General features: G+C 48.0%; 12 protein-coding genes. 9 read left to right on the top strand and 3 right to left on the bottom strand.

Annotated features, from left to right (window positions below; genetic code table 11):
* The first annotated feature begins 133 nt into the window (after positions 1-133).
* Complete coding sequence (locus HMPREF9469_RS33295) at positions 134-2,074, top strand: hypothetical protein (protein WP_007859127.1); 1,941 nt, start codon at positions 134-136, stop codon at positions 2,072-2,074.
* Between the two features lie 146 nt (positions 2,075-2,220).
* Here the strand turns inward: HMPREF9469_RS33295 and HMPREF9469_RS03240 are convergent, their stop codons facing one another.
* The 3 genes from HMPREF9469_RS03240 to HMPREF9469_RS03230 all read right to left on the bottom strand — a co-directional run bounded on the left by HMPREF9469_RS03240 (position 2,221) and on the right by HMPREF9469_RS03230 (position 7,734).
* The gene (locus tag HMPREF9469_RS03240; RefSeq protein ID WP_227883999.1) at positions 2,221-3,984 is read right to left on the bottom strand and encodes a sensor histidine kinase; all 1,764 of its coding nucleotides are present in this window, start codon (positions 3,982-3,984) and stop codon (positions 2,221-2,223) included.
* Between the two features lie 154 nt (positions 3,985-4,138).
* Positions 4,139-7,018: an ICP22 family protein gene (locus HMPREF9469_RS03235; RefSeq protein WP_007859123.1), complete on the bottom strand. Its 2,880-nt coding sequence runs from the start codon at positions 7,016-7,018 to the stop codon at positions 4,139-4,141.
* Complete coding sequence (locus HMPREF9469_RS03230; protein ID WP_007859121.1) at positions 7,015-7,734, bottom strand: LytR/AlgR family response regulator transcription factor; 720 nt, start codon at positions 7,732-7,734, stop codon at positions 7,015-7,017. Before HMPREF9469_RS03230 ends, HMPREF9469_RS03235 begins: the two co-directional genes overlap by 4 nt.
* Before the next feature lie 215 nt (positions 7,735-7,949).
* Here HMPREF9469_RS03230 and HMPREF9469_RS03225 point away from each other — a divergent pair, with 215 nt between their 5' ends.
* The 8 genes from HMPREF9469_RS03225 (at position 7,950) to HMPREF9469_RS03190 (ending at position 13,497) form a co-directional block, all read left to right on the top strand.
* On the top strand, positions 7,950-8,684 hold the full coding sequence (locus tag HMPREF9469_RS03225) for a LytR/AlgR family response regulator transcription factor (RefSeq protein ID WP_007859119.1): 735 nt from the start codon (positions 7,950-7,952) through the stop codon (positions 8,682-8,684).
* Between the two features lie 127 nt (positions 8,685-8,811).
* Entirely contained in the window at positions 8,812-9,138 is a 327-nt protein-coding gene (locus HMPREF9469_RS03220) for a hypothetical protein (RefSeq protein WP_007859117.1), read from the top strand.
* Positions 9,139-9,175: 37 nt separating this feature from the next.
* On the top strand, positions 9,176-10,015 hold the full coding sequence (locus HMPREF9469_RS03215) for a MerR family transcriptional regulator (protein ID WP_117450713.1): 840 nt from the start codon (positions 9,176-9,178) through the stop codon (positions 10,013-10,015).
* Between the two features lie 215 nt (positions 10,016-10,230).
* Positions 10,231-11,073 carry a MerR family transcriptional regulator gene (locus HMPREF9469_RS03210; protein ID WP_007859113.1) on the top strand — a complete coding sequence of 281 codons (843 nt, stop codon included), beginning with the start codon at positions 10,231-10,233 and terminating at the stop codon, positions 11,071-11,073.
* Between the two features lie 464 nt (positions 11,074-11,537).
* Positions 11,538-11,825, top strand: coding sequence for an ethanolamine utilization microcompartment protein EutM (gene eutM / locus HMPREF9469_RS03205; protein ID WP_007859111.1), 288 nt, complete (start codon positions 11,538-11,540; stop codon positions 11,823-11,825).
* A gap of 49 nt (positions 11,826-11,874) precedes the next feature.
* The gene (locus HMPREF9469_RS03200) at positions 11,875-12,894 is read left to right on the top strand and encodes a DMT family transporter (protein WP_007859109.1); all 1,020 of its coding nucleotides are present in this window, start codon (positions 11,875-11,877) and stop codon (positions 12,892-12,894) included.
* A gap of 4 nt (positions 12,895-12,898) precedes the next feature.
* The gene (locus HMPREF9469_RS03195) at positions 12,899-13,186 is read left to right on the top strand and encodes a hypothetical protein (protein WP_007859108.1); all 288 of its coding nucleotides are present in this window, start codon (positions 12,899-12,901) and stop codon (positions 13,184-13,186) included.
* 14 nt (positions 13,187-13,200) lie between these two features.
* Positions 13,201-13,497, top strand: coding sequence for a BMC domain-containing protein (locus HMPREF9469_RS03190; RefSeq protein ID WP_007859107.1), 297 nt, complete (start codon positions 13,201-13,203; stop codon positions 13,495-13,497).
* Positions 13,498-13,507: the final 10 nt, after the last annotated feature.

The following is a 13,507-nucleotide window of genomic DNA, read 5'->3' as shown; positions in this document are numbered from 1 at the left end:
TCTGTGTTTTCATGAATGACTTTTGTATCAATAAAATTGACTTATTTCACAAGGCATCCTCTTGTTTTATGTTTTTTGCTATAGTTACAATAAGAATTTGTAATTTAAAGTAATTTAAAGGAGGAAGCAGTGTATGCGGAAATCATATAGCAGGGTGAGGAAGATTAAGGGGTTTGGCCCAAAGGCAGCAGCTTATGCAGTGACCATCTGTCTTGCGGCAAGCAATGCTCCGCTTACAGCTCTGGCTCAGGAAGAAACCGGGAAGACAGAGATGTCGAAAGAAGAGGGACAGGAGGAAACTGGAAACAGAGGGACTGGAATTAAAGATACCGGTGATGAAGAAGCCGGAAGTGAAGGAACCGGGAAAGAGGAAGCCGGAAGTGAAGGAACCGGAAACGAGGAAACTGGGAACGAAGGAGCCGGAAACCAGGAAACTGGGAACGAAGGAGCCGGAAGTGAAGGAACTGGGAACAATGGAGCCGGAAGTGAAGGAGCCGGGAACGAAGGAGCCGGAGGTGGAGAGACCGGGAACGAAGGAGCCGGAGGTGAAGAAACCGGGAATAATGAATCCGGGAATAATGAATCCGGGAGTGAAGGGACCGGGAGCGGGGAAAACGGAACCGAAGGAACCGGAAATAATGGAACCGGGAGCGGAGAAACCGGAACCGAAAACAATGGACCCGAGAGTGGAGAAACCGGAACCGAAAACACCGAGAACACCGAGAACGGAGAGAACTCATCCCATCAAGACGCTCCGGACAAGGATAAAGATTTAGATGAGGGAAATGGTACAGATGATAAGAATTCCCAGGATGATGTGAAGAACGATGATGATCTGATCGATGATCAGGAGAAAAATGAGAACATACCTCCCCAAGACCAGGTGGATCCGGACCAGTTAGACCCGGACCAGATGGATCCGGACCAGTTAGACCCGGATTTGTTAAAACCGGAAGTGGTCCAGCCTCAACTTTTGATGGCAGCAGCCTTAAATAATGTTGTTTCGCAAAACGACATTCCAGAGCTGATAGCGGAAGATGATAATGGTAATATGAAGTTTATCTTAGAGCGGAACGGATTCGATATAGGCGGATATAATGGAGAGACTTATATAAAAAGCAGTTACAGTGGATATAGATCCAGAATCCTTATGGCAGATAGCCGCAGCTCAGATACTCTTTATTTCAGCGATGATCTGAAAGCGGATAAAAACGGTCTGGAGATTTACTTAAGGGCAGAAATCATACCGATTGACGATGTTTCTTATGTCAGATTGACCTACTATGTGGAAAATACAACAGATGATAAAGAAATCGGATTTTCCCTTGGTTTAGATGCAGATACATGTGTGGGCAGGGATGACATGGCAAAAGTTCAACGGACGGATGATGGGATCCTGATGCTGGGACGCGATTACAGCCAAGAGGAAGTGAACGAGTATGTAAATGCTTTTGTTGTCAAAGATGATGATGAAAGTGAGGCTCCCATTGACAGATGGTGGTACGGTTACTATGGAAACCGGTTCAGCAATATATTTGCAGGAGACTTGCCTGAGGAGGATTTGGAAGATATGGACAGCGGTATGGCTTGCTCATGGCTGGATCTGTCATTGGATGCAGGTGAGACGGGTAAATATTCCGTTATCTTTGGAATTGGGGATATTTACGATTATTCAGATGCAGAGATGCCGGATACAGATGATGGCGATGACGGTGAAGGACATGATGATACGGAATACTGGTCGGTGGATGGGGATAAGTGGACATTCAGTTATGGTAATTCTTATCGGGATCAGTGGGGATATCTGTATTATAATGGAAACTACAACTGGTATTACTTTGACCAGGATGGCCATATGGTAACCGGATGGTTTACGGCTCCTGACGGAAGGAAATTTTACCTGAATCCATCAGCAGACGGAAAACAGGGCGCTATGTGTACCGGGTGGAATCAGATTGATGGAAAATGGTATTATTTCAGCCAGGAACAGGGGGCCGGACAAGGGCAGCTGCTGGTAAGGACAACTACCCCGGATGGATATACTGTGAATGAAAAGGGCGAATGGATTGAATGATATTCCCATATTGCAGGTGTCTACAAAGAGAATATGATAACACGGATATAAAAGAGAGCCGGTCCGGCTCTCTTTTTCAACGCAGTAAAATCCTCTGGAACTCCCTATTATATGAAAAAGCGCTCTTATTATATGATTCTATAACTTCATTCCCTTATAAACCTGTTCTGGTCCGCAACATTCCATAATACCACGGAAACTGTAAAATCCGGTTCATTGGGACTGATGAAAAATTGGCCGCCCTTTTTCTTTACAAGGCTGCGGACACTGGACAGACCGATTCCAACGCCCTGGTGCTTGGTGGAATATACCTGTTCTCCGGAAGCCAGAAATTCACCGGACCAATGGTTCTTGACAGTCAGAAGGAGGTTGCCGTTTGCAACTCTGGAATAAACCTTTACCAGGCGCATTTCTTCCGGCAGTTTTTCAGAGGCTTCAATGGCATTTTCCAAAAGGTTGCCCAAAAGGATTCCCAGATTCCACCCTTCCAGTTTTAGTTCAGATGGCAGTGCTACTTTTAAACGCAGGGAAATGTTTTTTTCATCTGCAGCCTGCTGGTAATAATTCAAAATGGCATTGGCTGCCTGATTTTCACATAGGGCGGGACGGGTGGCCTGTTCTGAACTGTCTTCCCAGCCCATGATGTAATGTTCAAGTTCCTCGTATTGATGCTGTCCAGCCAGTTCCTTTATTGTATTGAGGTGATGGCGCAGATCGTGGCGCATCCGGCGTATTTCCGCAAAATTTCCGGTAATGAGCCGGTAATTCTCTTCCTGAAGGGAAAATTGCTTTTTCATCAGACGTACATTTTCAGTCAGAGCAGCACGGTCAGCGTAAGCTTTGACCGTATCAAACCAAAGGCCGCCTCCCAGGATAAGTATGAATGCAAAGCCGGCATTTTCAGTCTGCCATCCAAATCGTATTGGTTCAAATACAGGCAGGGCTGTCTGGAACAGAAGAGACACCGCAATGATACAAAGCCCTGCGAGCAGCAGTCCGTTGATCCGTTCATCGCGCTGTTTATTGAAACATGCGGTTACAATGAGCCAGCTGAAAAGGAGCAGCTTGCAGCTGTCCAGAAAAACAGAATAGGCCATCATTGCATTTAAGCTGTCATTAATCAGAAAAGAGGGGATGACCAGGGTGAGCAGTACAATAAAACCGCCAAGGCTGAGAACAATCCGCTGAGGGCTGCCGCTGATCCTGCATAAACTACAATGAAGGGTAGTGACTGCTAAAAGGAAGAGAAAAAAACTGGTATCTTCCAAACGGTAGGACCAGTATCCTGCACCGAACAAATGGAGCAGGGGATAGGTGGCATGGAGGGCAAACAGAAGGCTGGTTAAAGCAAACAGGATCATCTGTCGCCGTTCTTCTCCGGTCCTTATGCCGATCATAAGATACATGATCCCTATGGTGAATGAGGATATCACCATAATGCAGGTGCGCATAAGGCGGAAGGAGATCAAATCTGATACAGTTTCCATGGTTCCGAATGCGGGCGGATAGATCATACCGCTGTAGTAGTGGATATGATCGGCTGCCTGCACTACGATCTCTGCCTGGCTGGCTGCCTGAAACGTGACCATCCCTGTGCGGATAGCGGGCTGGCCGGAACCGGAAATATCGCCTAAACGGCTGACCAGACTGCCATTGATCCAGACACGGGAGGCGGAATAGATCTCAGGAAGTTCCAAAGCGTATTCATCCGGTTTGGACGGAAGCAGGATATTCAGGCGGTAGGTAGCGGATCCGTGGGGGGAGCCGGTACTGCCTTTGCCTTCAAAACCGCCGTATTGGCCTAAGAATAGATATTGGGGATGATGTCCGTCAAATGTACCTGGGTCCAAACGCTTTTGAGGATAAAATTCCCAGCCATACGTCAGAATATTCAGCGGGTGCGCATCCATGGAAGTACTTAAGTCCAGGACCCCTTGCTTTCCGTAAACAGCAGAGGCGCTATATTTATTATCATATTGATACTGTAGAAAAAAGAGGGAGGCAGCGCATAATACAGCACAAAAAAGCAATACAATGCGCTTCCAATCATAGGGTGTTCTGATATCATCGCCTCCTTGTCATCCAAAAACCGGCAATTCCGCCGAAAAGCACAGCAACAGCGCCGGTAAGCTTTCGTGCAGTGGCATTCCAGACCGACTTGGCAGGTGGTTTCTCCGAAATGTCAGGCGGTTCTGTCCCGGTTGGTGCAGACGGAGCTTTGTGTTCTTTGTTTTGGACATCCGCCGTTGTGTTTGTGTCCGCCGGGTCCTGTTCCGCATTGTGTGGGACTTGATCGGGAATCTCTGTTCCCGGTGTACCCCTGTCCTTCTCCAATACTGCACCAGCGTCCACGGGCGCATCGACAGCCTTGACCGGTCCGATGGAAGGTGGGGATAAGAGGGCGGAATCGGGGATATCCAGGCTATTATATGGGGAAGTTTCCGGCGGAATTGCTGTTATGAGAGTATCCTTTTTAGACGTTGCCCCATTGCTGATAACACTATTTTTAGTTCCATCGCCGCCATGGCTCCCATTACCACCTTGATTCCCATCACCATCCTGATGCCCATCCCCGGAATCAGGGGATTCCTGCCCGTCATGATTAGGAGGAAGCGGCGGATCAGGCGAAGGATCAGGGGAAGGGGGAATATCAGGATCCGGAGGAATCTCCACCGGCGGTTCCTCATTGGACTCATCTTCTGATCCCTCTGTGTCAAACAGTCCTTCCGGGGGCTGCTCCTGCCGGTTACCGCCGCCCCGGTTACCGCCAATATCCGTCCCGAACGAAATACCATAGATATTGTGGTATACACTTAGGGTAGAGGAAAATGATTCACGGTCCGGATCAGCTGACTGTTCGATCTGAAACGTGTATCCCAGGCCATCCAGATGTTTCCGGCTTAAATGGGATACCGAAAGGGAATTGCCGGTCAGAATTACATTTGGCGCATCTGTGATATCATACCATGTATCCCTGCCGTCTAAAGAGCACCAGACCGTCAGCATAGAGGGATCACCCAGGGAAATAACCTGGTCCTGACAGTTGTAAAACTGAAAGCGGGCTGTCTGGTCTTCAAATAGTTTTTCCTCGTCAGCATATAAGAAAAATGCGGCCTCAGGAGAATAGACGGATATTGTAAAAGAAAGCTCAGGCATATGGTCGAAATCCAGAAGATGTCTGTTGGCATCTATTGTCTCGTTTGAAAAATGCCCATGGACCACGGTATCACCCACTTGATCCCAATCAATGGCATTCACTGTTTCCCAATCCCATTCCACAGGGAGCAGAATCTTTTCTTTCCAAAATCCATGGGGGGAGCCTCCATAAAAGACGCTGATCGGATCATATAGGTCCCGGTTGATCCAGTCACTGATTCCCTTTTCTATTTTCAGGTCCAGGAAAAAGGGACGGGGAGCCCCTGTTTTGTACTCAATGATCGGATAGGGGCCGTCCACGGCTGGGGTGGGATCCCAGACACTGCCGCAATCTGGATTCCATTCATCTCCGCCTTGTTCACCGCCGGAGGAAATGATGGAAACCGACTGTATGCTGCCGTCAGCGGTCACCTCCACAATATCCGAATTATGGGGATCATAATCGGAGAGTTTTAAATCAATGGCCTGAAACAGGGAGTCTGAGTAAATGCCGGTAATGGAAAGTTGGTTATCACTGATCCGTACCCTGGAACTTTGAGTGATATTATGCCAGCTTGTACCATTGTCCAGGCTTTCATATAGTTCCATGAACATTAGAGGCAAACGAAAGGGAGTTTCATTCATTCTATATTGGAGCAGAAGCGTACTTCCATTTACCTCGGGCTGGAATGACATGGTTCCGCTGCGGACCACGGCAATTATAAGGGAAGGAGAAGGGATATCGCCCCAATCCAGAGGATATGAACAGGCATCCGTATCCAGGATACCTGTAACGGGATATTCTCCTTCCCTGGTGAAATCAACCTCACTTAGATCCCATTCCACATCCAGATATTCGGGTTCGTCTATATGGCCGTCAGGGCCATCCACATATAATTCCACAACAGCTGGAAGTTCCGCAGAAACATCAAATTCAACACCTGCTGCCCATTCTAAAGGCCAATCATGATGATCGAAATGATAGCCGCAAAAAACATATTCTTCCTCCTGTTTTTTCCTCGGCTCGCTGCGGTTTTGCTCCCTGGAAACACAACTCTCGCCTGCGGACACGGCATCTGGTGCGGTATCCTGATCCTCCAGCTTGTCCTCCGGGTTCTCTTTTTCACCTGTTGTGTTGTCAGGATCTTCCCTTGTGCCATCGGTTGGGTCAGAGGAGCCCTCTTGGTTATGGCCGGGTTTGTCAGAGAAATCGTCTTTATCGCTGTCAGTGTCAGGCTGGCTGGAGGAATTATCTTCATTGCCGTCAGGCGGGGTATAGGAATCATCTTCACTGCCATCGGGCAGGCCGGAGGAATCATCTTTATTGCCGTCAGGCGGGGTATAGGAATCATCTTCACTGCCGTCAGGCAGGCCGGAGGAACCATTTCCGTTGCCGTCAGGCAGGTCGGAGGAACCATTTCCGTTGCCGCCAGGCAGGCCGGAGGAACCATTTCCGTTGCCGTCAGGCAGGTCGGAGGAATCATCTTCATTGCCATTGGACTGGTTAGAGGAATCCTCTTCACCGCCATCAGAGGAACCATCCCCATCACTTTCAGCCTTTTCAGACGAATCCTCCATACGGCCCCTGTGATCTTTTGCATCATCTTTTGCTGGATAAGATCCAATTTCCCCGGATGAGACAGAGCCTTTGTTGCTGGAATCCCCATTCTCACCGGAGCACTGATAGGCATAAGGTGGCGGAACGGGCTGGGCAGCGGCCAGGGAGTAGAGGGATGTACTGCCTGTTGCCAGAGCAATGATGGAAAGGGCAATGGCGGAGCGCAGCATGATCATTTGTTTTTTCATCATTCATCACCTGCCATGGATGCAGTCAGGTACTGTCCATATTCTTTATCGAAAAATTTTTCCCGGGTGCGGCTTAACGGGATTTTCTCACCGGTTATTAACAGGATGTCATTTCCATCCTTTGAGGCGATAAAATCCATATTTAAAATAAAACTGCGGTGTGTCCTCAGAAAACGGGAGTCTGAAAGCTGCCCCATAACATTCGCCAGTGGACAGCGCAGAACAATGTCAGCGGACGCGTGAATGATGGTCTGGTTTCGGAATACTTCAACAAACCGTATGTTTCTCAAAGGCACTTTTATTTCATGTCCGTTGGAAAAGAAAAAGGCGCATCTGGCAGCAGATATCAGCAGCCGTTCGCACCGTTTGAGCGCTTTTTCAACCTGTTCATATGTAACTGGTTTTACCAGATAATGTTCCGCATCCACCTCATAGCTTCTGGAATAATGGTCCCTGCTGATGGTGACGAAAATAATGGCACAGCCATTTCCTTCTGCACGGATTGTTTCAGCCAGATCCATGCCGGAAAGAGGTGACATGTAGATATCTAAAAACATGATTCGGATATCAGGGTCCTGACGTGCAGTGTCTAAAAGCAGCGTGGACTGACTAAATTCCAGAATTGTGTAATCAAGAGCGTTATCAATGGCATATTGCTGGATAAACTGACGAAGCTGGACTCGTATAGACTCATCATCGTCACAAATTGCTATTTTCACAAAAATCCCCCTTACAAATTGTCATAGTATATTTATTTAAGCACAGAACATGGGGAGATGCAAGATTTTCAATGACCAATTGTCTCGTTTTGCATCTGTTTGTCCCGGAGGACTTACGGAAAAGCCCGGCTTCATCTATGATCATGTTATATTTGGTAATATATGGATTTCAGACTTGCTGATTCCAGGACATTCATTGGAGGAGGGGAATACTTATGTTGATTGCAATTTGTGATGATGAGAAATCAGAGAGAGAGCAGGTCGGAGGAATATTGGTACAAAAGATGAAAAAACGGGGAGAACCTTTACAGATTGCATATTTTGAGCAGGGGGAAGACCTGATCGAACAATATGAAAGCGAGGATCAGTATCCGGGATATGACCTTATTTTTATGGATATTTATCTGCAGAGGTTAAGCGGAATGGAGATCATACGCAGGCTGCGCAAACATGACAGGAATGTTGCTGTGATATTTATGTCCTCCAGTCCGGATTACGCCATAGAAAGCTATGATGTATGGGCAGATGGTTACCTGCTCAAGCCCATTGTGCGGGATAAAGTGGAAAATGTCCTGAACCGTTTTATGGAATACCGATATCCAAAGAACAAAAAGAGCCTTCTGATGGTAAATGGGAGTTCCAGCAGACGGATTTCCTATGACGATATCATGTATATTGAAAGCCGGAGGATGAATCTGAGGATTGTATGCGCCAAGGGGGTGGAGCATACTATTCGCAAAAAGCTGGATGAGGTCCAGGCAGAACTGACCCAGCCAAGGTTTTTAAAGTGTAATCAAAGTTATATTGTAAACATGGATTATATTACCCGCGCGGATACGGATTTCACAATGGAAAACGGTGACAGAATCCCCATCAAGGTCCGGGAACGGAAACGGATCAGGGAGAAGTATTTTGCTTATGTGCTGGAGCGGGGATGGGATGATATGTAAAGGTCCGATCATTCCTATAGCTAATTCATCCCCATTGTGCTATAATATCCTCAGTGTGCAAGGGTACACACCCTTCAGATGCCTTGTGCGCTGAAGGTAAGCCCTATTAAATACAAGTGAGGTTGTTATGGAATACGGAAATGTTCAATTTGGAAAAGAAATCAAGTTCTGGTGTTATTTAATGGTCACAGTGGCTGCGATCAATATTCTTGGGTGTGCGCTGCTTAAGGATTATTTTTCCATGGTGACCTGTATTGCGGCGGGGATCCTCTATTATTGGCTGATGATAGGAAGAAAACGTCTGACATTTTATCTGATCCTAGTTTTGTTTGGCGTTCTGATACTGTCCTCGGTCCTGATAAAGGTCAATCTGCTGGCAGCGGTTGTCAGGCATGGGATACCTCCGTTCATCACCTTTATATTACTCAAGAAATACTGGCCTTTTATGAAGTGACAGGGATTCTAAACACAGGGAAGGGATGGGTGGTTTCTTGAAGGAGAAGGAATTATACACCATAGGAGAGGTGGCCGGGATTTGCAATATTTCCGCCAAGGCTTTGCGCTACTATGATAAGATCGGCCTTCTTTCCCCTGACCATATCAGTGAGGAAAATGGTTACCGCTATTACAGCAGGAAGACCCTGCTTCTGGTTCCCGTGATGAAATATTATAAACAGATGGGGTTTAAGCTGGAGGAAATGCAGGAGATGCTGGGCGGAAATACATACCAGTTCCTGCAGCAGAATTTCCACTCCAAGATCAGTGGACTTAAGGATATGGAAAGGGAGATCCAGGGCAGCCTGGCGGCGGTCAAAGACTGGTATGAGCTGATAAAGGAAGCGGAACTGGTCATCCGTCACAAAATCCAGGACGTTTCCGTGCGTTTTATAGATCCCGCATCCTATTGCTATATGGATCAGGATTTTAATTACCAGTATATGGAATCTATTATCAATATCAGCTGGACCAATTATCTGGAAGCGGCGGGACAGAAGATAACAGGACCGGTCATCCTGAATTTTTCTTCCGCCGCCCATAAGATGTCAGGAACCTGTACCAGGGCAAGGATCATGCAGAAGGCGGTATGGGCGGATCCGGAGGATCCGGCTCAGATCATGTGGGGCGGCCGGATGGCGGCGTGCGCTTATCATGTGGGCGGTTATGAGGATATGGGACAAGTGTATGAGAAGATCTTAAAATGGGCGGATATGAGAGGATATGCCTGTGACCAGGGATGCTTTGAGCGCTACGTGATCGATTATTGGACTACCCGCAGTTCCAGTGAATTTGTGACAGAAGTGATCGTGCCGGTGACCCCAAGATCCGGATAAAAACCTTCCCCTTTACAGGAATGTAGCAAGGGAAGGAAACAGGAACGACCAGGTAAAAAGAGAAGGGAAAGGCCCCTTTTTTGGGCCTGGCCGTTCTTTTTTGCCTTATTTTCCGGAATCGGAGGTATCCGGGAATGGATATTGACATTCTACCTAACAGGAAGGTTTATACTAGTATTATGTTAAAAAACTGACAGGGGGTTTGATCGGGGAAGATGCAAAAAGAAAAACTTTATTCAATCGGGGAAGTCAGCAAAATATGCAACATTTCAAAAAAGGCCCTTCGCTTTTATGACCAGATCGGAATTATTGCGCCGGACGTAATATGTAAGGAGAACGGGTACAGGTATTATAACAGGGAGACCCTTTTGACCGTTCCCATTGTGAAGTATTACAAGCAGATGGGATTTAAGCTGGAGGAAATGCAGGACCTGGTGGAGGGGAACACATACTATTTTGTCAAACAGAATTTTATCAGTAAGATCGATGAGCTGAGGATCCAGGAACAGGAGATCCACAACAGTTATGTGGCGGTCAAGGACTGGTATGAGCTGATCCAGGAAGCGCAGCTGGTTTCCAGGAGCAAGGTGCAGGAGGTAGGGGTGAAATACATAAGCACGGCTAATTATTGTTACATGGACCAGCCGTTTTCCTACCACTACATGGAATCTATTATCAATATTGACTGGGTGAACTATCTGGAGAGCGTGAACAACGAGATCGCAGGTGAGGTGATCCTTCGGTTCCCTTCCTGGACGGACAAGATGAATGGGACCAGCACGTCCGCCAGGATCATGCAAAGGCCCATCCGTCCATGTATGGAGGGAACGAACCAGACTGTGTTCGGCGGGAACATGGCGGCCACGGTTTACCATTTAGGCGCATTGGAACAGATTGAGGATGCCTATGGGAAGATACGGGACTGGACAGCTGCCAGGGGATACAAATGCGGCCCGGAATCTTATGAGCGCTATGTGGTGGATTACTGGACCACCAGGAATCCGGAGGAGTTTGTGACAGAGGTGATCGTACCCATTGTCAGCGGTCCCTGTGACTGAGGACAAAAAGCTTCCCCTTAGGGGAAAGATTTATGCAGGACATACGGGGGAAGAATACAGAGATTACCCCTTCCGAATGAAAATAAAGAGACGAGAATGGTCGGATTCTGACGTGCAGGTGCCTGGTCACCTGCTTCTTTTTTTGCCGGTTTTGATGGAATAATCTTCCATAAAACCCTTATATTTCAATGCTTTCCGAGAATACCCAATTCTTTGAAAAATTAAAAAGCAGCAAATAGTTAAAAAAATCTCAAAAAAACGGTTGACATTCCACTAAAGGGCAGGGTCTATACTAAATGCATAGAAAAACATGACGCGTATTTAAAAAGTTAGTAATATTGCTGATTTGGGATGTTTTCTAATTTGTGAAGGCCGAACACAAAATCATTAAAACAAAATATGATAACCGGCTTTTGTGCATTTTGACACTGCAAAAGCGGGCGCAAGAAAAGGAGCAACAGACCATGAAATATGATGCATTGGGAATGATTGAGACAAAAGGATTGGTGGGATCCATTGAGGCGGCGGACGCCATGGTAAAAGCCGCCAATGTTACACTGCTTGGCAAAGAAATGATCGGCGGAGGCCTGGTCACCGTGATGGTGCGGGGAGATGTTGGCGCTGTGAAGGCTGCCACAGACGCGGGAGCAGCTGCGGCCGGAAGAGTGGGAGAACTGGTAAGCGTACATGTGATACCACGGCCCCACGGGGAAGTGGAAACCATTCTTCCGGGAACCAGGACCTCAGAATAGAACATCACAGAACAGAACATCAGAATAGCGACCAAAGGAGATTCCATATATGAACGGAGACAGTGCAGCAGTAAATTATGGGGCGGCAGCCCCTATGACGGCTGATGACAAAATGAAACAGGTGAACAAAAAATTCCGAGTGACGGGAATAACCACAGGGCTGATATCCGGCCTGACCTACGGGATCTACACCACCCTGGTACTGGTGGCTGGATATTATGAGCCTCTTATGGGCGCGGCCGGTGTCCTGGCAGCTCCCTATGTGTGTTCAGGACTCAATGACCTGTTCGCAGGCATCTGGCTGACCCTTTACAACGCAAGATGCGGCAGGCTCAGTGAGCTTGGACGAAGCTTACATACATTTCCCGGCAAGATGATCGTGCTTGGATCCCTGCTGGGAGGACCCATTGCCAACGGGGCTTACCTGGTGGGCCTGGCCATGGCAGGGGCATACGCCATCCCCATTTCCGCCACATGCAGCTTGTTTGGAGCGATCTTTGCGTGGATCTTCTTAAAACAAAAGCCTACCAAGCGTGTCATTGCAGGTATGATGATCTGCGTGGCCGGCGCCATTGTGATCAACTGGGTAAAGCCTGAGGGCAGCCCCAACTTCACCCTGGGCATCATCTGCGCACTGATCGCTGCGATCAGCTGGGGACTGGAGGGAATGCTTTCCAGCTACGGCGGCGCTATGATCGATACGGATGTGGCGGTTAACTTAAGGGAACTGATCTCCGGCATTGTGGACCTGGTCGTGATCGTTCCGCTGGTGGGTGGAATGGCCCTTTTGGGAGGAACCTTTGCAGCAGGACTTCCGCTGATCTGGCTGGCGCTTTCCGGTTTAAGCGCAGCCGTATCCTTTGTATGCTGGTACAAGAGCAATTCCACTGTGGGCTGTGCCATTGGCATGTCCTTAAATGTAACATACGCCTTTTGGGGCGTGCTCTTCTGTGTCATGTTCCTGGGCCAGCAGCTCACATCCACCATTGTGATCGGATCCGTTGTCATCGTATTCGGAGCCATCCTGGTAACTATGAATCCACTGGATCTGCTTAAGAAGGGAGAGTAGGAAAATGCTATTACCGGCAAGAACAGCAGTGCTGAATTATTTGTACAGTGTTAAGAGCGCTGACATAAAAGAAATCATGGAAGCCCTGAAACCCCAGTACGGCGGGGAACGGCAGTTTACAAAGGAACGTTACCTGGATCACGTCATGTCCCTGGAAGCCAACGGCCTTTTAAACTTGGAGAGCTACAAGCTGGATGAGGCAGGGGAACTTTCCCTGCGCTATATCATAAACGAAGACGGAAAAGCAACGGTTGAAAAATATGTGCCGAAGAAATACCGTCAGTGCAGCTGACGGGAGGAAAACATATGAGATATTATGGTGAAGAAGCCCTGGGACTGGTGGAGACAGTGGGGCTGGTGCCCGCCCTGGAGGCGGCTGACAAGATGTTAAAGGCAGCGGATGTGGAACTGATCTCCTATGAAAATGTGGGCTCCACCCTTGTCACCATTATGGTGAAGGGGGATGTGGCAGCGGTCCGTTCCTCGGTGGAGGCAGGAGCAGCGGCAGCAGCCGCCATCGGAAAGCTGACAGCCAAGAATGTGATGCCAAGGCCCATCCGTGAAGTGGGGGATATTGTATCCGTCCATGACATTGACGCCTGACAAAAGAGAG

It is taken from the genome of [Clostridium] citroniae WAL-17108 (genome assembly GCF_000233455.1).
Taxonomy (GTDB): Bacteria; Bacillota; Clostridia; order Lachnospirales; family Lachnospiraceae; genus Enterocloster; species Enterocloster citroniae.
This window is presented reverse-complemented; position numbering and strand designations above follow the sequence as displayed.

Bases quoted from the DNA above. Each gene is read 5' to 3' on its own strand.
- HMPREF9469_RS03190 (WP_007859107.1), top strand. From the start codon at position 13,201: ATGAGATATTATGGTGAAGAAGCCCTGGGACTGGTGGAGACAGTGGGG.
- HMPREF9469_RS03240 (WP_227883999.1), bottom strand. From the start codon at position 3,984: ATGGATGCGCACCCGCTGAATATTCTGACGTATGGCTGGGAATTTTAT.
- HMPREF9469_RS03195 (WP_007859108.1), top strand. From the start codon at position 12,899: ATGCTATTACCGGCAAGAACAGCAGTGCTGAATTATTTGTACAGTGTT.
- HMPREF9469_RS03235 (WP_007859123.1), bottom strand. From the start codon at position 7,018: ATGATGAAAAAACAAATGATCATGCTGCGCTCCGCCATTGCCCTTTCC.
- HMPREF9469_RS03220 (WP_007859117.1), top strand. From the start codon at position 8,812: ATGGAATACGGAAATGTTCAATTTGGAAAAGAAATCAAGTTCTGGTGT.
- HMPREF9469_RS03200 (WP_007859109.1), top strand. From the start codon at position 11,875: ATGAACGGAGACAGTGCAGCAGTAAATTATGGGGCGGCAGCCCCTATG.
- HMPREF9469_RS33295 (WP_007859127.1), top strand. From the start codon at position 134: ATGCGGAAATCATATAGCAGGGTGAGGAAGATTAAGGGGTTTGGCCCA.
- HMPREF9469_RS03225 (WP_007859119.1), top strand. From the start codon at position 7,950: ATGTTGATTGCAATTTGTGATGATGAGAAATCAGAGAGAGAGCAGGTC.
- HMPREF9469_RS03210 (WP_007859113.1), top strand. From the start codon at position 10,231: ATGCAAAAAGAAAAACTTTATTCAATCGGGGAAGTCAGCAAAATATGC.
- eutM (WP_007859111.1), top strand. From the start codon at position 11,538: ATGAAATATGATGCATTGGGAATGATTGAGACAAAAGGATTGGTGGGA.